Raw genomic sequence first — 19733 nt, forward strand, 5'->3', positions numbered from 1 at the left:
ATGTCCTCGCGCGCGCTTCGCCAACCGCTCAGCCTGCGGCTGACTTCGAATATCTTCCTGGCCTTCTGGTGCATTGTCGCCATCTTCCCGATCTTCTGGATCACGGTGATGAGCTTCAAATCCCCAGTCGACGCCTTTGACGGTAATGCCCTGAACGTGATCTTCGGCCCGGCGACGCTGGCCAATGGCAAGGGGATTTCGCTGCTGGATATCATTCTGGGGATCGGGGTGATCTGGGGCACGATTGCTCTGGTGACCAAAAAGATGCCTGGGATGATCAAAGCCTATTCCAAAGAAGGTCAGGAGTGGTTTGGCTGGGTGATTGGCATTCTGGCCGCCGTGGTGGCCTTTCTGATCGTATTCTTCGTGATCCTGCCAGCCATTCTGAGCATACTGAACCCGCTCTTTGGCCCTCTGGGGCGGGACATATTGGGGCTGACGACCGAACACTATAAAACCGTTTGGATCGACCGGGGGTTTTCGAACAACTTCAAGAACTCGCTAATCGTAACCACGGGGGTTGTTGTTCTGTCGCTGTCGGTCGGGACACTGGCGGGTTACGGGCTGGCACGGTCGGGTTCGACTCTGGCGTTCTGGCTGCTGATCGTCGCGCTGATCTTCCGCGCGCTGCCGCCCTCGGCGCTGGTGGCCAGCTATCTGCCGGTCTTCATCAGCTCATCCGAATGGCTGGCGCCGATCCTGGGGGAAAACGCACCGACCCTTTACGGCAAGCCTTTCGCGGTGATTGCGGTGCTGGTGGCGATCAACCAGCCTTTCACGATCTGGATGCTGCGGTCATTCTTCCAGAATATCCCAGCCGAACTGGATGAGGCCGCGCGCGTTGATGGCTGCAATCACTTCCAGGCGTTCCGCCGCGTGATCATGCCGGTGATGTGGCCGGGGGTGATCACCACCGGGCTGTTCAGCTTTCTGCTGGCGTATAACGACATCCTCGTCACGTCGCTGCTGCTGGATGCGCAGAACCAGACCATGGTTCCCGCCATTGTCGGCATGTTCAACCGCGAGACCACGACAACCGATCAGGTGGTCGCTGTGGCAGCCGCCGTATCGATCACCGCGCCGCTGATCTTTCTTGTTCTGATCTTCCAGCGCCAGATCGTCAGCGGTCTGACCGCCGGAGCGGTGAAAGGGTAATGAGCAAGAACGCACGCCATAACGCCCTGTCGCGCCACCCGGCGCTGAACAGGATGCCCAGGGATTTTCTAAGCATTGGGGTTTCTTGACCCAATCCCTCCCTCGGCAACCTGAAAGGATAGAAAGATGAAAGGTTCCCGCCCCGAACAAGCGGTTCTAACCCGCGACACGGACCTGGACAAAACCGAAGACACGCGCCGCGTGATCGAAACCATGGTCGATGGCCTGAATGACCACCGCATTGATGACATTGGCGAGTTCTTTGCCCAGGGCTTTCGCTGGATGGGCAATCAGGGCTGTGGCACCAAGACCGGCCTGCAAGAGTTTCAGGACAACTGGCAGCGCCCGTTTCAGGCCGCGTTCTCGGACAAGACCTGCATTGATGAGGCCCGCCTGTATATGGGCGAATGGGCCGCAGCGTTTGGCCGCCAAGAGGCGACCCATTCCGGTGAGTTTCTGGGCATCGCCCCCACCGGCAAACGGGTCGAGATCCGGTACATGGATTTCTGGAAAGTGGTCGATGGCAAGATCGTCGACAACTGGGTGAACGTCGATTTCGCACATGTCGCGGCGCAGCTGGGTGTCGATCTGTTCAACGGGGAAGGCTGGGAAGCTTTTGACCGGGGTGAAAAAGTAGCGCCCCGGCCGGAAAACTGAGGATTGGAAACATGACAATCGAGTATCTCAAACGCGGTAAATCTGATGCTGACCGGGCCGAAGATGACGCCAAAACCCGCGCTGTGGTCGAAGCGACCCTGAAAGACATCGAAACCCGTGGCGATGTGGCCGTGCGCGAGCTGAGCGAAAAGTTCGACAACTATTCGCCCCCGTCGTTCCGCCTGTCTCAGCAGGACATTGACGACCTCATCGGGCAACTGACCGACCGTGAACTGGCCGATATCAAATTCGCGCAGGAACAGGTGCGCAACTTTGCGCAAGCGCAGCGCGATTCCATGGTGGATATCGAGGTCGAAACCCTGCCCGGCGTCATTCTGGGCCACAAGAACATCCCCGTGCAGTCGGTGGGATGCTATGTGCCCGGTGGCAAATTCCCGATGGTCGCCTCGGCGCATATGTCGGTGGCGACGGCTTCGGTGGCGGGCGTGCCGCGCATCATCGCCTGTACACCTCCGTTCAATGGCAAGCCGAACGCAGCGGTGATTGCCGCGATGCATCTGGGCGGCGCCCATGAGATCTATGTCATGGGCGGCATTCAGGCCATCGGCGCGATGGCGCTGGGCACCGAAACGATTGACCCCGTGCATATGCTGGTCGGTCCGGGCAACGCCTTTGTGGCCGAAGCCAAGCGGCAACTGTTCGGCCGTGTCGGCATTGACCTGTTCGCTGGCCCGACCGAGACCATGGTCATCGCCGACGAGACTGCCGCCGATGCGGAACTCTGCGCGACCGACCTGCTGGGTCAGGCGGAACACGGCTATAACAGTCCTTGCGTGCTGCTGACCAACTCGCGCAAACTGGCCGAGGATACGATGGCCGAGGTCGACCGTCTGCTGGGAATCCTACCCACGGCAGGCACCGCGAAAGTATCGTGGGACGAATATGGCGAAGTGATCGTTTGCGACACATATGATGAGATGCTGCAGGTCGCCGATGATATCGCATCCGAACATGTGCAGGTGATGACAGATAGGGATGATTGGTTCCTTGAGAACATGACCTGCTATGGCGCGTTGTTTCTTGGTCCGCGCACCAATGTCTCGAACGGGGATAAGGTGATCGGAACAAACCACACCCTGCCAACGAAGAAAGCCGGGCGCTATACTGGCGGTCTTTGGGTGGGTAAGTATCTGAAAACGCATAGCTATCAAAAGGTTCTGACCGACGAGGCGGCGACGTTGATTGGCGAATATGGGTCGCGCCTGTGCATGCTTGAAGGTTTTGTGGGCCATGCTGAACAGTGCAACGTGCGGGTGCGCCGCTATGGCGGTATCAACGTGCCTTACGGCAAGCCCGCACCGTATCGGGATGCCGCTGAATGAGCGACAAGCACACACAGCATAAGGCCCTGATCGCTTTGCTAAGGGCCGCGATGTATGACTTTTCCGAAGCCGGCGTCCGCAAGGCGCTGGCTGAGGTCACGACATCGGATGCAGTGTTCCACCTATGCCATCCCTTTGGTGACAGTATCGGCAGCGATGCATATTACGACTTCGCCTATAAGGACCTGCTGGACGCATGGCCCGATCTGGAGCGTCGCGACTATATCGTCATGGCCGGGCCGGACGAAAACGGCGCGGATTGGGTCGGGTGCGGGGGGTATTACACCGGTACCTTCACCGGGCCTTGGCTGGATATCCCACCGACGGGCCATCAGGTCACCATGCGGTTTCACGAATTCTATCGTTTCGTGGACGGACAGGTCGTCGAGGTTCAGGCGCTCTGGGACATCCCTGAGGTGATGATGCAGGCCAACGCCTGGCCGATGGCCCCCAGCCTTGGCCGTGAATGGCATGTGCCCGGACCAGCCACTCAGGACGGGTTCGTGCCCGGACCTTACGATGCGGCCAAGGGCAAGGCGACGTGCCAACACATTATCGACATGCTGGAACACTTGAAAAAACACCCGTCACAAGGTGGCCCCGAAGTGATGGAGATGGAGCGGTTCTGGCATCCACGCATGAACTGGTACGGGCCTTCGGGCATCGGCACCGGGCGCGGTTACGCAGGGTTTCGCAACTGGCATCAGATTCCGTTCCTGAACGGCATGCCGGATCGCGGGCAGTATGTGGACGACATCACTTATCATTTCTTTGGTGATGGCGAGTATGCGGCTGTGACCGGCTGGCCGAACATGATCCAGACGGTTACCCATGACGGATGGATGGGGATTGCGCCTTCGGGCAAGAAAATCGCCATGTGCAGTCTGGATTTCTGGCGATTGGAAAACGGGCGCATACGCGAAAACTGGGTGCTGGTCGATCTTCTGGATGCCTACCGCCAGCTTGGCGTTGACGTTTTCGCCCGTCTGCGTGAATTCAACAAGGCCCGGAATCTGGGCCGCATTGAAACGCCTGATGGAATGAGCTGATGACTGACCTGCCCCGCACCCCTTCGTTTTCGCTGAACGGCAAAACCGCCCTTGTGACCGGCGCGTCCTCGGGGATTGGACAGGGCTGTGCGGTGGCCTTGGCCGAGGCCGGGGCGCATGTGGTCTGCGCCGCGCGTGGGGCAGACCGGCTGGCTGAAACCGTCGCGGCGTTGCAGGCGCAGGGCTGGTCGGCCGAAGCTGCGGTTGTGGATCAGGGCGATTTGAATGCCCTGCAGAAGCTGTTTGATGGGCGCGTCTTTGACGTCGTGGTGAATTCCGCCGGAACCGCGCGCCACAGCGCGGCGATCGACACCACGCCCGAGGATTTCGATGCGGTCACAGATGTAAATCTGCGGTCGGCTTATTTCCTGTCGGCCTATGCGGCCAAGGTATTGATGGCGACGGGCAGGCCGGGCTCGATCATCCATATCTCAAGCCAGATGGGCCATGTCGGCGGGGTCGATCGGGCGCTGTATTGTGCCACCAAGCACGGGCTTGAGGGTATGGTCAAAGCCATGGCAATCGAATGGGGAAAGCAGCGCATCCGCATCAACACGGTCTGCCCGACCTTCATTCGCACACCCTTGACGCAAGCCACCTTCGATGACCCCGAGCGCGCCGCCTGGATCATGGAGAAGATCAAGCTGGACCGTGTCGGTGAAGTCGAAGACATCATGGGCGCGGTGACCTATCTGGCCTCGGACGCCTCGGCTTTGGTGACCGGAACTTCGATGTTGATTGACGGGGGGTGGACAGCGGATTGATGGCAGAAAAAGTCACATCCCTTCAGGTTGCGCAACTGGCAGGCGTCAGTCAGTCGGCGGTTAGCCGGGTGTTCACGCCGGGTGCCTCGGTCAGCAAAAAGACTGAAGAAAAGGTGCGCAAGGCGGCGGCAGAGCTGGGGTATCGACCCAATGTTCTGGCGCGCGCAATGGTGTCGGGCAAAAGCCGTATCATCGGTCTGGTGGTCGCCTATCTGGACAACTACTTCTATCCCGAAGCGCTTGAGAAACTGTCCAACGCCCTGCAAGAACAGGGGTATCACGTGCTGATCTTCATGGCCTCTCGCACGGCGGGTAACATTGATGACGTGATGGAGGAAATCCTCGACTATCAGGTGGATGGCGTTGTTTTGGCCTCGGTTGCGATGTCGTCAGATATTGCAACGCGCTGTCAGCAGGCGGGTGTACCCGTGGTGCTGTTCAACCGAAGTCAGGACCTGGACGGGATCACGTCGGTCACGTCGGACAATTATGCCGGTGGCCGCAAGGTGGCCGAGTTCCTGGTTGCCGCTGGCCACAGTCGCATTGCTTACATCGCGGGTTGGCAGGGTGCCTCGACCCAGCGTGACCGCGAGGCCGGGTTCCGGGCGGCATTGGCTGAGGCCGGTGAGACCGTGTTTGCCCATGGTGTAGGTGAGTTTCACACGGAAAATGCCCGAACGGCTGCACGTCGCATGTTTGATGTTGCACCGGATGACAGGCCTGATGCCGTGTTCGTGGCAAATGATCATATGGCGCTGGCCGTCATGGATGTCATCCGCTTTGAGCTTGGCCTGCGTGTGCCCGAAGATGTCTCGGTGATCGGGTATGATGATGTCCCGCAGGCTGGGTGGCTTGCCTATAACCTCACGACGATCCGACAGCGGGCCAATCTGATGGTTTCTGAAACCGTAGACGCGCTTTTGGATCATATCGAAAACCCGGCAACCGCCGCGGCGCGCAAGGTGGCCATAGACGGGCCGCTGATTGTACGTACCTCGGCCCGGTTGCCAAAAGGGTGGACCCCACAAAGGACAGACATATGAAAGGCTTCGATCCGAAGTTCCGGGATTTTCCCGACTACATTATCGGTATCACCAAGGAAATTTGGGAAGACCGGGGCATCGCCACGCTGCATGACTATTACAGCAAGGATATCGTCGTTCGCTCGCCCGGATCTGTGGTTCTGGGCAATCAGAACGTCATCGGCGCCACCATGGCAACACTGGCTGAGTTTCCGGATCGGCAGCTGTTGGGCGAGGATGTGATCTGGTCCGGCACGCCGGAAGAGGGGATGTTAAGCTCGCATCGGATTATCTCCACCGCGACGCATTTGGCCGAAGGGGTGTATGGCAAGCCGACCGGCACAAAGCTGCGCTATCGGATTCTGGCCGACTGTCACGCCAAAGATAATCAGATCGACGATGAATGGTTGATCCGCGATCAGGGTGCCATCGTCCGGCAGATGGGCTGGGACCCCAAGGAATACGCTGCCGACCTGATCGCGCGCGAGGGTGGGCCAGAGAACTGCGTCAAACCGCTGACGCCAGAAACCGACCAGCCCGGCCCTTATAAAGGCAAGGGCAATGACAATGAATGGGGTCAGCGCTATGCCTATATCCTGACCAAGATCATGAATGCCGATATGGGCGTGATCGAGGCCGAGTATGACCGCGCCGTGCAATCGGAATATGTCGGCGGTGTCACTGGCCATGGCTGGGATGCGGTGGATCGGTTCTGGATGGGTCTGCGGGCCAGCTTCCCCAATGCGGAATTCAAGGTTGAACACCAGATTGGTCGCGATGATCCGAACATGCCGCCCCGTGCTGCCGTGCGCTGGAGCCTGTGGGGTAAACATGATGGCTGGGGTGCATTTGGCGCCCCAACCGGCGCGCAGGTCTATGTTCTGGGGATCAGCCATGCTGAGTTTGGTGCGCTGATCGGCGGTCAGCCACAGCTGCGGCGCGAGTACACGCTGTTCGACGAAACTTCGGTCTGGAAACAGATCCTGCTGCAGGGTGGAGAGGGCTAGGTGACCGCGATGGTCTCATCCCTGAACGCCAGCCAGACTGCACGGCGCTATCATACCCATCGTGCGTCGCTGCGCGCACGACGTCTGAACAATCGGCCTCCGGGGGGCGGGAATTGATCCCATCTTTCCCCCAAAATCCAAGGAGACACCGTCATGAGTACCATTCAAAAACGCATCGTCCGTTATGGCGAGCTGCAACCCTGTAAAACTGCCTTTATCGACGCTCACACTCCGGGCAGCGATCAGAAAGAGAACTTTACCATCATCGGTGGCGGCGTGTCGGAATCGCCCGATCAGCACGTCCACATCATCGACAAGATCGGCTTTAACATCGGCGCGGCGGGTCAGCCGCCGAAATGCCGAAACTCGCTGCACAGCCACACCACGGCCGAGGTGTTCTTTGTCGCGAAAGGCCGCTGGCGGTTCTTCTGGGGACGCTATGGCACGGCCGGAGAATTCATTGCCGAAGAGGGGGATATCTTTAACATTCCCACCGGTATCTTCCGCGGGTTCGAGAATGTCGGTCAGGACTACGGCATGATCATGTCGATCCTCGGTGGCGATGATGCCGGTGGCGGTGTCACGTGGGCGCCGCAGGTGATCGAGGACGCACAGGCGCATGGTCTGATGCTGGGCGACAACGGTGTGCTTTACGACAGCAAAAAGGGTCAGGAACTGCCCCACAATGTCCGGCCGATGTCCTTGTTGAACGAAGCAGAGTTGCAAGCCTATCCCGAGGTGCCGGTCGACGCGGTGATCGGCAAATACGTCGCCCGCTATTGGGACCTGATGGCGCTGGGCGCTGAAAAACCTGCGCTGGTGATTGGTGAGACCGGTCTTATCAAGGACAAGCCGGGGTTCGAGGTTGATTTCCTGACCCGTGGTTCGGCTGTGAATGATCCGGTCAAAGCTGAAAAGCCTGTGGTTCTGATGCCGGCCAGCGGCCATTGGCGTATCACCGTAGACGGATATGAGGTCACATTGTCCAACGGTGATACCGCGCTGGTGATGCCGGGTGAGGCTTACACCGTCGCGCCGTCCATGACCGGGCAGGCAGGCCTGTACCGCATCACGGCGACCGATGACCCCGCCGGAGCCACATGGGTCGGATGACCGTCGATCCGAACGATACCCACGCCGTTTATGAACGGCAGGCCAAAGCCTATGACGAGCAACGCTCGCGGGCTTTGTTCGAAGCGCGCTGGCTGGCGCGCTTCACCGCCAGTCTGAAGCCCGGCGATCACGTCCTTGATCTGGGCTGCGGCACCGGTGAGCCCATTGCCCGATGGTTCAAGGCCGAAGGGTTCACCGTCACAGGTGTCGATTTTTCCGAGGCCATGCTTGAGATCGCCCATAGCCGTTGGCCTGATGGAGACTGGCGGCAGGCCGACATGCGTAATTTCGAACTGGACCAGAGCTTTGATGGTATTGTCGCCTGGAACAGCTTTTTCCATCTGACCGCCGACGAGCAGAAAGACTGCATCGCCCGGATGGCCCGCCATCTGCGCGAGGGCGGAATGTTGATGCTGACCGTTGGCCCCAGCGCGGGCGAGGAACAGGGAACTGTTGGCGGCGAACCCGTGTATCACGCCTCTCTCTCACCCGCCGGTTACGCCACCTGCCTTGAAGAAAACGGGATGATCATGACCGGATTTCTAGCCAAGGATCCGGAGACCCAAAGCCACACAGTACTGATGGCACGCAAGAATTAATGGAGGTTTCATGACCGTAAAGACAACACATGTCGGATCCTTGCCACGAACTCAGGACGTGGTGGATTTCATTTTTGCGCGCGAGCGGGAGGAACCCTTTGACCCCGCCGCATTTGACGCCTGCATGACTAACGCCGTGGCCGAGACCGTGCGCAAGCAGATCGAGGCCGGTGTGGATATTGTCAGCGATGGCGAGACCTCAAAGATTTCTTATGCCACCTATGTCAAGGACCGTTACACCGGGTTTTCAGGCGATAGCCCGCGCAATGCGCCCGCCGATCTGAAGATGTTCCCCGGTTTTCTGCAACGGCTGGCTGATGATGGCGGTACGCCCCAATACGCGCGGCCTCAATGTACCGGCGAGGTGCGGTCGAAAGGGCAGGGTGAGCTTGAGAAGGACATCGCCAACCTCAAGGCTGCGATGGCGCAGCACGGGGCCGGGCAGGGCTTTATGAATGCCGCCTCACCAGGGGTCATCTCGCTGTTTCTGCAGAACGATTTCTACCCCACGCGTGAGGCTTATCTGGCCGCGCTGGCCGATGCGATGAAGGAGGAATACGAAACCATCGTGGCCGCCGGGTTGGATTTGCAGCTGGATTGCCCTGATCTGGCCCTGTCGCGGCACATGCTGTTCACCGACCTGACCGATGAAGAGTTCGTCAAGATCGCCGACATGCATGTCGAGGCCCTGAACCACGCGCTGCAGAATGTTCCGCAGGACCGGGTGCGGGTGCATATCTGCTGGGGCAATTACGAAGGGCCACATTGTTGTGACATCGCCATGGATAAGGTGTTCAGCACTCTGATGGCGACCAAATCCCGCTACGTGCTGTTTGAAACCTCGAACCCGCGCCACGCCCATGAATGGACCGTGTTCCGCGACCGTAATTCCGAGATTCCGGACGACAAGGTTCTGGTTCCCGGTGTGGTCGACACCACCACCAATTTTGTCGAACACCCTGAATTAGTGGCGCAGCGGATCACGCGGTTTACCAATATCGTCGGTGCCGATCGGGTGATCGCAGGCAGTGATTGTGGGTTTGGCACCTTTGCAGGATTTGGCGCGGTGGATCCCGATATTGCCTATGCCAAGCTGACGGCATTGTCCGAGGGTGCAATACTGGCCTCGGCATGACACCGCTGGTTCTTTTGCCGGGTATGATGTGTGATGCTCGGTTGTTTCAGCCGCAGATCGCTGCGTTGTCCGGGTCACGGCCGCTGATGACCTTCCCTCTGGTGACGCAGGACAGTGTTCAGGAGATGGCAGCCGAAATCTTGTCAAACGCACCGTCGGTCTTTGCGCTGGCCGGCCTGTCGATGGGCGGCATCGTTGCGATGGAGGTGGTGCGGGAAGCCCCGGATCGCGTTGAACGGTTGGCGTTGATGGACACCAATCCGTTGGCCGAAAAGCCCGATGTCAAAGCCCGGCGTGGGCCGCAGATGAAGGCCGTTCAGGAAGGTCAGTTGCGGCAGGTGATGCGCGACGAGATGAAGCCCAATTACCTGGCCGACGGTCCGCATCAGGGGGCCATTCTGGACCTATGCATGGCGATGGCCGTTGATCTGGGTCCGGACGTATTCCTTCGCCAATCCCGCGCTTTGATGGATCGCCCGGACCAGACCGAAACACTGGCTGTCTACACGGGCCCCTCACTGGTGATGTGTGGGCGCGAGGATGGCCTGTGCCCGGTCGAGCGACACCAGTTGATGCACGACCTTCTGCCCAACAGCACGTTACAAATCATCGAAGAGGCAGGGCACCTGCCCACTCTGGAACAACCCAATGACACAACAGCGGCCCTGATCCGCTGGCTGGAGGCCCCATGACACCTTCCCTTCTGACCCTGTTGCGCAAGGTTGACACCCCCACCGTCTGCAACGCCATCGAGGTGGCGCAGGGCAAGCGCGGATTTGACGGCTTCTCGCGCGGCACCATGCTGTGTTCGGCCCCGTCGGAACCTGCGATCGTGGGCTACGCCCGTACGGCAAAGATCGCCGCTGTGCAGCCTCCGTCCGAGGCGCCCGAGGTCATCAGGGAACGCCGGATGGACTATTACAAATACATGGCCGAAGGTCCCGCACCCTCGGTTGCGGTGATCGAGGATGTCGATTTCCCCAACTGTATCGGTGCCTATTGGGGTGAGATCAACACCACCGTACACAAGGGGTTCGGCATGTCCGGCGCGCTGACCAACGGTGTCATGCGCGACCTTGGCGATCTGCCACAGGGGTTCCCGGTGGTTGCCGGATCGGTCGGGCCAAGCCATGGTTTTGTCCACGTGCGCGCGGTCGATACGCCGGTCTCGATCTTTGGTCTTTCGGTCAATCCTGGTGATCTGATCCATGCCGATCAGCACGGAGCGCTGGTGATACCAGAAGATGTTGTTGACCAACTAGAGGGCGCAATCCAGAAATTGCTGTCCACCGAACGCATCGTCCTCGACGCTGCCGAACAGCCGGGGTTTGATTTCAATGCGTTTCAATCCGCTTGGGAAAAGTTCGAAAAATCCCGGGTCTGACAGGGTAAGCTTGACCCGTTCAAACGGAGGGCTCTAAACCGTCGTTGGTATGCCATCACCGGCGTCGCGATGGCAGGTCCGCCCGCTTTTCTTCCAGCACGGTTCGAAAGAGCACCTTGAGTTCAGATTTCTTCACCAGGGGCAGCCTGCGCCGATAATCCGAAGACAGGTCATCTTCTGAAACGTCCATCCGGTGCGCTTTCATTAACTTGAAGCGACTGAGAAACGAAATTTTCTTCATTGTTGCGGTCCTTCAAATTCAAAGCGTAAAAATTTGCCGCTGCGGACCCGACCCGAACCCTATGGTCGAGAGCTCGAGGATCATTAATCCGTGAGTGATGATCCGCAGCGACAGAGCGCATTTAGGCAGGTCGTTTGCCACCGTAAGGGGGAAGAATCCGGGTTTTTGCGTCATTTATTAACCGACCAGTCAAAAAATGATTGGAAAGCTTACCTTTACGTAAAGATGCTCACTTACCCGGCCAGTTTTTGTGACGTAGCGTCACGAAAGATGCGGGTCTCGCTAAGGCCTGAACGGGACCATTTAGCCAGTCTGTCTCCGCAGTAATCTGGCAAAGCATAGCCGGAAGGGAGAGACGTCTAATAGATAAAAACTGGGGGAATACGTCACCCGAACACGTATCTGATACGATTAGAGACAAGCCAAAAATCTGTCGGGGATTTGGTGCCCAGGAGAGGCTTTTCCTGATTCGTTAACCAGTCCTTTACGCCAACTCAAGCCACTGATGCTATTACCAAAATTGTCGGCAGCCGAAGACCACATGTAGAGGGTCAGCTCGCCGATGTGATACAATTTGTGTAACAAACATCGAGGCAACAGCATGAAATATCTTTGGCCAAGAGGAAACGTATTCTGGTTCAGAATGAGGACACCTTGCAAATACAAAGCAGTCCACGCTGGCGCGTTTCTCACGGAATCTCTAAAAACTGACAGTCAAAAAACAGCCCAGGCGCTGGCCTACCAAGTTCGTGAAAGGGTCTTGGCCGAATTGGAGTTCAAGTCGAACATGGCGAACGGCAGCCAAAACGAAAATCGCTACCGATCCACGATCAAGCTTGCGAAGGACAGTGGTGTTGCTCCAGCTACTGCTACTGAGTTGGCCGGTGGCGAACTGGAAGAGCTCGCGCTTCGCCTTAAACACTTAATGGACAATGATCCGTCGGCCAGTTCTGCGCAATTTGCGGCAAATCTCGGCGGATTTCAGTTGCCTGATGCTCGGGTGACCGAGGTCGCTGAAAGGATGGATCAACTTTGCCCAGACAAAGTGGCTCGTAAGAATGACCGACAAAAAAGAATGTGGCTCAACCGTTACAAGCGAGCAGCCAAAATGTTTACTGAAGTGGTGGGCAAAAAATCGATCTCACAGATCACCGCCAGCGATGCGTCGAAATTCAGACGAGCGTGGGAAAAGCGTGTGAATGCCCAAGAGGTCACGACTCAATACGCAAACAAGCATTTTGGCTATCTGAGAAGTATCTTCAGCGCATTCTACGAAGATCTAGAAATTGATGATTACACAAATCCTTTTGCGACTACTCGTATTCAGGGTGAAGCCGTTTGGGAGAAGGCAAAGGAGCCAAGCTCTAAGCTCGAGTTCACACCAAGCTGGATTTCGGAGAATATCATCAATGGGGCTAAACTGGACGGATTGAATGACGAAGCTAGAGCTATCCTAACAATTTGCGCTGAAACCGGTTGTCGACAAACCGAGATCTATGACTTGTCTCCATCGTCAATTCATCTCGACGCAGATGTCCCGCACATCAAGGTCAAGGTCGAAGATGGTGAACACCAGCGGGAAATCAAAAACAAGGCATCCAGACGACCAGTTGTTCTCGTAGGGGCAGCTTTAGAAGCCATGACACAGTTCCCAAGTGGCTTTCCTCGTTATCGAGGAAAAGAGGCGTACAGTGCCGCCGTTTCTAACTACTTTGCAGATAACAACCTTTTCCCAACACCGAAACACTATGTGAGTAGCCTCAGGCACAGCTTTGAATCTCGGATGATCAAGGCGGGTTTAAGTAACGAAGAGCGAGGTTACATGATGGGACATTCCATGAAGTCCATCAGAGGCCGTGAAGTGTACGGAAATGATCCTGATCTTCGCATTCGCGCACTCTATGCCGAGCTCGTGTCATTTGAAACCGAGAGTTGGAAACCCCGCGAGCCTGAAGAAATTTTCCAAGAAATCGACAGCATTCTCATTGAGGATGGATATCGGGTGACTGGTCGCAGGTGGTAGAGTGGGGGGTATCGCGCTCCAACTTACGTCACCGCCTGTTCATGCGGTCAACGATGGAGCGGTGACGAAAACGCGGACCACTCACACGCACTTTGTACTCCGACAACGTATAGTATAGGGGCCGATCAGAACAAATCAGAAGGGCAGTACGAATAGTGTTGCACATGATTCCTTGTTTGCACAGGCTAAATACCTGTGTTTCCAAGGATTCCTCATCAAACTGTGAAGTTTCAACGGTTTGTGGAATCTTATTGATTTCTTCACACCTAAATGCTACCTAAAGGCTCACGAGAGGACTGACCGGCTGAAACAGCCTCTCCCCGCCTGAGCAATCAGGTCCACGCGTGAGCGAGATATTGAAGTGGAAGCCGGATCTCAGGGCGGTCTGCGGGCCGCCCTAAAAATTTCTACCTTACAGCAAACTTGATTGGACGTCCGTAGAAGATGTTCTGGACGAGCATTGAGAAACGAATTGAGTTTGGCTTCGAGGGAGGCGTATAGCTCGACGTCAATTTTCTATAAGCGCTTTCGACACGCATCTCGATGTGCTTGTTCCGCTTCCCACCAGCTTTTTTGACTTCAAAAAAGATATGATATCTTTCAGTTGGGTTTGGGACTTCAAAGGCCAGGAATACGTAGTTTCGTTTCTCCCAGGTTTGGAAAACATGAGAGCTTGGAAGGTTGGAAATTATCGAGTGCAACTTGAAGCTCTCGTTATATCTGTCTTGGTCAAAGACTCTGTCGTCAAAAATGACGCTATCCGATTGATCTGCTTTGGAGACATCCTTTGTAAACACGTGCGGTGTGTAGATAACTCGCACTTTTCGATCAAAGCCATCGGGTGTTGCGCAGAAGAACTCGAAAGGTTCCAGATGCGACAGAGGGTAGTGTGTTCCGTCAACGTAAAATGGATCCCAATACGTTCTTGAGGTCGAGTTTGTTCCTGCTGGAGCCAATTTTAGGCCCCCTTCAGTGATAAACGCCGCGAAAGATAAGCGACTGGAATTTTTCTTATTGTCATGCAGGGCCTGTAATTTTTTGAGCAACCTAGGCATGTGCCACCTGGATGGCAACGTCCATCGCAAACCGACCAGCAGGAGCGCCGAGTAGCTTAACTTACGCCGAAACCTGTCCGACAACGGGGCGCAGCTCAGTTGCGCACATCCGGCAGGCTTCACGCCGGTCCGTCGTTAGATCGACGCCGACAAGCCTGCAAGACAAGCTAGTCAGTAGATGAATGACGCAGCCTATTGCTGCGTCACTAGGTCCATAAGCTTGTCGTAGCTGTCTACGACATCGTACCGAACCCTATCAGGGTCACCTGCGGCTGTGATTTCTTGAAAGAACTTCCGGGCACACTCGATTTTGGTTTCTTCCACGGGCCGCAACGCCATCTTGGACATGCTGCCCTTAGTCTCCGCGACAAAATAGATGTGCTTTACCGCCCCTTCTTCAAAAGAGATTGCCCAATCTGGGTTATAGTCGCCGACAGGCGTTGGGATCAAAAAGCCGCGAGGTAGCTTCGAGTAAACGGTAACTTCTGAGCTTGCATCCAGTCCCGCAACAAATTCCCGTTCAACATTGCTGTCCACAATCGCGTAGTCATACACGTGCTTCTTCAGTTTATCAGTTGCTTTGGAGAAATCGTTTCCGGTCTGAGCCGCTGTGAAGATATCGGTGTCGTAGCGTTCATCCACGGCATTGTAAGAAAGTCGTTCGACAATAGCTGTAGCCTTTTGTTCTTTGATCAGACGGGAAGCCTCAGAGATGAATTGCTCCGGGTTCTGCTGGAACTGCTTAAACACATTTGGCTCGATCTGATGGAAGATGTTCGCAATAGTCTTCCGCGTTAATTGCGTACCTTCAGACACTTCATGCAGCAGGTCGTACTTCACGCTGGACAGTGCTGATTTAGAACTCTCTGTCCGACTCTTTGTCGTCTTGAAGCTTTGGCCCGCCTGAATGTTTTCCTGGGTCATTGCACCCGTCTGACCGCCGGTTTCAACGATGTATTGAAGCGGCGTGACATTTAGCTGGCTGTCGATGGCCTGAACGCATTTTCTCACCAACTCGTCGCTGTCAAAATCGACCTTGTAGACCGCCTTTCGATTGATGCGCGACCATAGCTCCTGAAACTGCTTCTTTTTGAAGTTGTCGTTGAGCCGGTTTTCTTTGGTATTTCGCCCGTTGTTAACGATCCCTGAAAGAGCCGCCTCGCTGAACACGCTGTCGATAAGCTCAATCACTTGAGGAGCAATGGCCTTCAGGTCTTCTGGAAGCTCAGCCAAAGCCTCTTCCGACTTTGCAGTATGGTACTTTTCAACGATCTGCCGTTGATGATCTACATAGCCATTCTGTATCAAGTAGAACTCGATTTGAGAGGCCATACCAGGCGTGACGGTTACTTCTCCATCGGCAGTCTTCAGAACCTTCCCCTTGAAGTACTCTTCGTTGGCCTTCTTCGGACGAGCCGACAATGCGTCGGAGATTTCCTTCTGAAGGTTTGTCACGAAATCTTTGTAGCTTTCGCTGGCCACAACGGTGAGAACATTGATGTCATGCACGATGGCTGGGTTGTCCATACGTTCGCCAGTTTGGTCCACGCTAAGCCGAAGGCCACGGCCTACTTCTTGCCTACGTTTTGTGGTGCTATCGCTTTGCTTTAGCATGCACATGGTAAAAACATTTGGATTGTCCCAGCCCTCACTCAAAGCGGAATGCGAAAAGATAAATCGCACAGGTTCTGATTGTGAAAGCAGCCGCTCTTTGTTTCGAAGAATAAGATCGTAGGCTTCTTTGTCTTCTGATTGATCCTTCAGTTCCCCGCGTGTTTGAATTTTCAGCGGGTCGATCAATCTCTTCGCTTTGTCGATTGAGAAGTAGCCATCGTGAACGGTTCGCACAGTATCCCGGCCCAAGAACTCACGATAGCTATGATGCTCCAGAGGCAGCGTTTCCAAGTATTCTTCACGCACCAGATTGTATTCTTCTTCAAAGATACGAGCGTATTCTCCCATGTTTTCGGGATCGTCATAGTCTCGGTACTTCACTACCTTATCGATAAAGAACAGAGATAAAACCTTAATGCCTTGATCGAATAAGGTTTGTTCTTTTTCAAAATGGGAACGAATTGTCTCTCTGATCTGAATCCGTCGTTTGTGGTCTTCGGTGATATCCTTTGTGGCCTCACCGGCATTGATGTCCTCACCATTCGAGAATTCGACAACATCTTTGTTGGCGTCAATCTGTGAGATTGTGTAGCCGTTGTAGGCTTGTAGCCCACCTGACGCATCGAGAAGGTTGGTGCCAAAGTCGAGACGTTTGAGTTGGCGTTTGATCTCGCCGCTCTTCAACTTCACTTCCATTTCAAGCCGAGCGATGGGGGCCTTCTTGGAAACCTCGATGCCTTCCAGGTACATATACGGGGCCGTACCAGCCAGTCCTCTGGTCTTGATGCCCCGCACGGAAATCTTCTTTACTAGCTTCTGGTTGAAGGCGTCCAAAGCGTCCAGGCGATGCACCTTGTTGTGCTGCGTCTTATGCGTTGCGGAGTAGCGAAGAATCATCAGAGGATGGAATTCCTCCAATGCCTTCATTGTGGCTTTACCCTCCATCTTCTGTGGCTCATCCAGGATCAAGATGGGGCGGTTGCGCGAGATCACATCGATTGGGCGTCGGGACTGGAAGTCGTCCAATTCCATGTAGATACGCCTTTGATCCTTACCACGTGCTGCGAATGCCTGAGTGTTGATCACCATGACATTGATACCTGCATCGCTGGAGAAGCTTTCTAGCTCGTGCAGCCGTTTGGAGTTGTACGTGAAGAACCGGGCCTTCTTGTGATACCCCTCGGCAAAGTGGTCTGCTGTTATCTGGAGCGACTTCTGTACGCCTTCACGGATCGCAATGCTGGGCACCATGATGATAAACTTCGACCAGCCGTATCGCTTGTTCATCTCAAAGATCGTCTTGATGTAGCAATAGGTTTTGCCGGTGCCTGTCTCCATCTCGATGTCGAGGTTGAAGTCGCATTTGGCACTGGTGATCAGTTTGTCCGATATCGGCAGGTTCTGGCTACGCTGGACCTTCTGTATGTTCTCCAAGACCTGAGATTTTGAGATGGCAAGATCGGCGTTCTTGAAGCCATCAGCGTCCAAGCTGGCTTGTCTAGCGCGACCTGGGTCGATCCTGTAGCTGACACCATCATTGCGGGGCTGACCTGCATAACAATCGACCACGGCGTCAACCGCCGCCGTTTGATATGCTTGGGTTTTGAATTTGAGTTTCATGGCAGGTCCCTCAAATCGCTTTCACGTCGGTCATCGGCGAAAGCTGTTTGAAGATTTGCTCGACATTGATTTTAATGGAGTCACTGTCGAAGCCATTGTCACGGAACACAATGCGAAGCGGTTCACGCTTGGCCAATTCGGTAACCAGTTCCTCGGTTACGCCGGTGTCGAAGCAGGCAACCAATGCGTTGTCATCGACGAAAAATACTTGCTTGCCTAGGATTGATTCAGAAGAAATTGGTAGCGTTAGATCAACACCCCAGTCAATCAACACCTGAAAAAGTAAGTCCTCGGCTGTGCGATTAGGTTTAATGTTTGACACCGCATCTAGTAAGTCGGCTTGGTTGGTTTGATCTGGCGAATAATACACATCGGCCATATTGGAACTGTCGATCTTTAGCACGCGAAAACCGATATCCTTGTTCCAATCGGGGTGACACTCCCCATCAACGACTTTCTTACCGGCACGGCGGATGCGTTCTTTCGAAAGCTCGGAAATTGTCTTGTAGCCCTCTTGTCTCGCGATTGAGCCTTCAGCAGTAGTTTCAGGCAACTGGACCATTATGAATTTTCGGTGTGCTCCTTCACGAGCATTGGAGGCCAAGACTGCGTGTGCTGTAGAAGAAGAGCCTGCGAAAAAGTCGAGGACAATATCATCCTCGTTCGAGCCGATCTTGATGAGGCGCTCAAGTAGAGCAGGAGATTTTGGAAAATCCATTACGGCTTTTCCAAACAACTCCTTCACGGAAGATCGACCGTAGTCGTTGGTTATCTCTTTGTCGATCCAAAGCGACTTTGCCATAGTCTTTGAGACTTTACCGTCTTTATTCAGATAGTCTTTCCGGAAAATACGCCATTCGCTTCCTGTCTTTTCAGCCAAAAGCAGATTGCCTTCCTTGGTGACTTTCTCTCGTCCCCAAGTCCAGCAGGTTTTGGTGCCATCTGGAGTATCAGGCCACACTTCATCAGAGAACTCATCACTTTTGCTCAAGGAAACCGCGCCGTTCGAGGGACGCACGTAAAGTGGGTAATACAAATTAGGTCGAGTAGTAGGATTAAACGACTGATTCCTGTTTCTTAGTCCCAGTAACCTGTAGGGTCCGCCATCGTCATTTCTGTTGTATTCATCTGCCATGCGGCCTTCTTTTTCTAAGCCGCCAATACAGTCTGAGTTTAGACCGTCACGAACGAACACCACTACAGATTCATGCGTGTTGGCAATAAATCTATCGAGATGCCTCCCTCTAGGGTTGAGTTGAACAGCCAATTGCGCAACAAAATTCTCGTCCCCAAATACCTCTCGTCCTATCTTTATGAGACTGTCGGCTTCATTATCGTCGATACTTACAAAAACGGCACCATTTTCCGTAAGTAGGTTCTTTGCTAACTTTAGTCTGGCGAACATCATCGTGAGCCAGTCAGAATGGAAACGACCGTTCGCGGCACTATTAGCTACTAACCGAGTGCCATCGCCGCTCTTTTGGTTCGAACGTTCCAAAAAATCTGCGGAGTTTTCAGCGAAATCATCGTTGTAAACAAAGTCATTACCCGTGTTATACGGCGGGTCGATGTAGATCATTTTGACCTTGCCCAGATATGTCTCTTGCAGGAGCTTGAGTGCCTCTAGGTTGTCGCCTTCGATAAACAGGTTCTGGGTGGTGTCAAAGTTTACACTATCCTCCAGTGCTGGCCGCATGGTTTTAGCGATGGGAGCGTTGGCAGTCATCAGCGCCTCGCGCTTACCCGGCCAGTTTAGGTGATAGCGTTCCTGTGGCCCCTCTACCATGCTGTCTGATAGTTCCTGCCGTAGCTGATCAAAGTCCACCGCAAATGTGAGATTTCCTCGCTCATCGCTTGCCTCGGTTACACATCCTGGAAACAACTCTCTAATTTTTGCGATGTTTTCTTGAGTAACATCAGGGCTATGCATCTTCAGTTTATCCATTGTCTTT

16 protein-coding genes are annotated in these 19733 nt (G+C 54.9%); 13 read left to right on the plus strand and 3 right to left on the minus strand.

What is annotated here, in order from left to right; translation table 11 throughout:
- The 12 genes from ACR0AL_RS20330 to ACR0AL_RS20385 all read left to right on the plus strand — a co-directional run bounded on the left by ACR0AL_RS20330 (position 1) and on the right by ACR0AL_RS20385 (position 11228).
- A complete protein-coding gene (locus ACR0AL_RS20330; protein WP_170376624.1) occupies positions 1-1155 on the plus strand; it encodes a carbohydrate ABC transporter permease in 1155 nt (384 codons plus the stop codon).
- Positions 1156-1281: 126 nt separating this feature from the next.
- On the plus strand, positions 1282-1812 hold the full coding sequence (locus tag ACR0AL_RS20335) for an ester cyclase (RefSeq protein WP_170361133.1): 531 nt from the start codon (positions 1282-1284) through the stop codon (positions 1810-1812).
- Positions 1813-1823: 11 nt separating this feature from the next.
- Positions 1824-3155, plus strand: a complete 1332-nt coding sequence (gene hisD / locus ACR0AL_RS20340) for a histidinol dehydrogenase (RefSeq protein WP_170349500.1) — start codon at positions 1824-1826, stop codon at positions 3153-3155.
- A complete protein-coding gene (locus ACR0AL_RS20345; protein WP_480649366.1) occupies positions 3152-4204 on the plus strand; it encodes an ester cyclase in 1053 nt (350 codons plus the stop codon). The genes hisD and ACR0AL_RS20345 overlap by 4 nt, the downstream gene beginning before the upstream one ends.
- Complete coding sequence (locus ACR0AL_RS20350; RefSeq protein WP_170349498.1) at positions 4204-4968, plus strand: SDR family NAD(P)-dependent oxidoreductase; 765 nt, start codon at positions 4204-4206, stop codon at positions 4966-4968. Before ACR0AL_RS20345 ends, ACR0AL_RS20350 begins: the two co-directional genes overlap by 1 nt.
- A complete protein-coding gene (locus ACR0AL_RS20355) occupies positions 4968-6011 on the plus strand; it encodes a LacI family DNA-binding transcriptional regulator (protein WP_217354048.1) in 1044 nt (347 codons plus the stop codon). Before ACR0AL_RS20350 ends, ACR0AL_RS20355 begins: the two co-directional genes overlap by 1 nt.
- Complete coding sequence (locus ACR0AL_RS20360) at positions 6008-6997, plus strand: nuclear transport factor 2 family protein (RefSeq protein ID WP_170349496.1); 990 nt, start codon at positions 6008-6010, stop codon at positions 6995-6997. The genes ACR0AL_RS20355 and ACR0AL_RS20360 overlap by 4 nt, the downstream gene beginning before the upstream one ends.
- A 153-nt stretch (positions 6998-7150) precedes the next feature.
- The gene (locus ACR0AL_RS20365) at positions 7151-8110 is read left to right on the plus strand and encodes a cupin domain-containing protein (protein WP_480664447.1); all 960 of its coding nucleotides are present in this window, start codon (positions 7151-7153) and stop codon (positions 8108-8110) included.
- On the plus strand, positions 8098-8709 hold the full coding sequence (locus ACR0AL_RS20370; RefSeq protein WP_170349494.1) for a class I SAM-dependent DNA methyltransferase: 612 nt from the start codon (positions 8098-8100) through the stop codon (positions 8707-8709). The genes ACR0AL_RS20365 and ACR0AL_RS20370 overlap by 13 nt, the downstream gene beginning before the upstream one ends.
- 10 nt (positions 8710-8719) lie before the next feature.
- Positions 8720-9844 carry a cobalamin-independent methionine synthase II family protein gene (locus ACR0AL_RS20375; RefSeq protein ID WP_170349493.1) on the plus strand — a complete coding sequence of 375 codons (1125 nt, stop codon included), beginning with the start codon at positions 8720-8722 and terminating at the stop codon, positions 9842-9844.
- Positions 9841-10536 (plus strand): alpha/beta fold hydrolase, encoded by a 696-nt coding sequence (locus ACR0AL_RS20380; RefSeq protein WP_170349492.1) that lies wholly within the window; start codon positions 9841-9843, stop codon positions 10534-10536. Before ACR0AL_RS20375 ends, ACR0AL_RS20380 begins: the two co-directional genes overlap by 4 nt.
- Positions 10533-11228 carry an RraA family protein gene (locus tag ACR0AL_RS20385; protein WP_170349491.1) on the plus strand — a complete coding sequence of 232 codons (696 nt, stop codon included), beginning with the start codon at positions 10533-10535 and terminating at the stop codon, positions 11226-11228. Before ACR0AL_RS20380 ends, ACR0AL_RS20385 begins: the two co-directional genes overlap by 4 nt.
- Positions 11229-11283: 55 nt before the next feature.
- Here ACR0AL_RS20385 and ACR0AL_RS20390 read toward each other — a convergent pair whose 3' ends face one another.
- Positions 11284-11469: a hypothetical protein gene (locus ACR0AL_RS20390; protein WP_170349490.1), complete on the minus strand. Its 186-nt coding sequence runs from the start codon at positions 11467-11469 to the stop codon at positions 11284-11286.
- 601 nt (positions 11470-12070) lie between these two features.
- Between ACR0AL_RS20390 and ACR0AL_RS20395 the strand changes: the two genes are divergently transcribed.
- Positions 12071-13492 carry a hypothetical protein gene (locus tag ACR0AL_RS20395; protein ID WP_480664449.1) on the plus strand — a complete coding sequence of 474 codons (1422 nt, stop codon included), beginning with the start codon at positions 12071-12073 and terminating at the stop codon, positions 13490-13492.
- A 1247-nt stretch (positions 13493-14739) separates the two neighbouring features.
- Here ACR0AL_RS20395 and ACR0AL_RS20400 read toward each other — a convergent pair.
- The gene (locus tag ACR0AL_RS20400; protein ID WP_480664451.1) at positions 14740-17781 is read right to left on the minus strand and encodes a type III restriction-modification system endonuclease; all 3042 of its coding nucleotides are present in this window, start codon (positions 17779-17781) and stop codon (positions 14740-14742) included.
- Positions 17782-17791: 10 nt separating this feature from the next.
- A complete protein-coding gene (locus ACR0AL_RS20405; RefSeq protein ID WP_480664453.1) occupies positions 17792-19726 on the minus strand; it encodes a site-specific DNA-methyltransferase in 1935 nt (644 codons plus the stop codon).
- Positions 19727-19733: the final 7 nt, after the last annotated feature.

This window comes from Ruegeria sp. BB1 (assembly GCF_056539465.1).

Bases quoted from the DNA above. Each gene is read 5' to 3' on its own strand.
- ACR0AL_RS20370 (WP_170349494.1), top strand. From the start codon at position 8,098: ATGGGTCGGATGACCGTCGATCCGAACGATACCCACGCCGTTTATGAA.
- ACR0AL_RS20360 (WP_170349496.1), top strand. From the start codon at position 6,008: ATGAAAGGCTTCGATCCGAAGTTCCGGGATTTTCCCGACTACATTATC.
- ACR0AL_RS20385 (WP_170349491.1), top strand. From the start codon at position 10,533: ATGACACCTTCCCTTCTGACCCTGTTGCGCAAGGTTGACACCCCCACC.
- ACR0AL_RS20355 (WP_217354048.1), top strand. From the start codon at position 4,968: ATGGCAGAAAAAGTCACATCCCTTCAGGTTGCGCAACTGGCAGGCGTC.
- hisD (WP_170349500.1), top strand. From the start codon at position 1,824: ATGACAATCGAGTATCTCAAACGCGGTAAATCTGATGCTGACCGGGCC.
- ACR0AL_RS20330 (WP_170376624.1), top strand. From the start codon at position 1: ATGTCCTCGCGCGCGCTTCGCCAACCGCTCAGCCTGCGGCTGACTTCG.
- ACR0AL_RS20365 (WP_480664447.1), top strand. From the start codon at position 7,151: ATGAGTACCATTCAAAAACGCATCGTCCGTTATGGCGAGCTGCAACCC.
- ACR0AL_RS20350 (WP_170349498.1), top strand. From the start codon at position 4,204: ATGACTGACCTGCCCCGCACCCCTTCGTTTTCGCTGAACGGCAAAACC.
- ACR0AL_RS20380 (WP_170349492.1), top strand. From the start codon at position 9,841: ATGACACCGCTGGTTCTTTTGCCGGGTATGATGTGTGATGCTCGGTTG.
- ACR0AL_RS20335 (WP_170361133.1), top strand. From the start codon at position 1,282: ATGAAAGGTTCCCGCCCCGAACAAGCGGTTCTAACCCGCGACACGGAC.
- ACR0AL_RS20375 (WP_170349493.1), top strand. From the start codon at position 8,720: ATGACCGTAAAGACAACACATGTCGGATCCTTGCCACGAACTCAGGAC.
- ACR0AL_RS20400 (WP_480664451.1), bottom strand. From the start codon at position 17,781: ATGAAACTCAAATTCAAAACCCAAGCATATCAAACGGCGGCGGTTGAC.
- ACR0AL_RS20345 (WP_480649366.1), top strand. From the start codon at position 3,152: ATGAGCGACAAGCACACACAGCATAAGGCCCTGATCGCTTTGCTAAGG.
- ACR0AL_RS20395 (WP_480664449.1), top strand. From the start codon at position 12,071: ATGAAATATCTTTGGCCAAGAGGAAACGTATTCTGGTTCAGAATGAGG.
- ACR0AL_RS20405 (WP_480664453.1), bottom strand. From the start codon at position 19,726: ATGGATAAACTGAAGATGCATAGCCCTGATGTTACTCAAGAAAACATC.
- ACR0AL_RS20390 (WP_170349490.1), bottom strand. From the start codon at position 11,469: ATGAAGAAAATTTCGTTTCTCAGTCGCTTCAAGTTAATGAAAGCGCAC.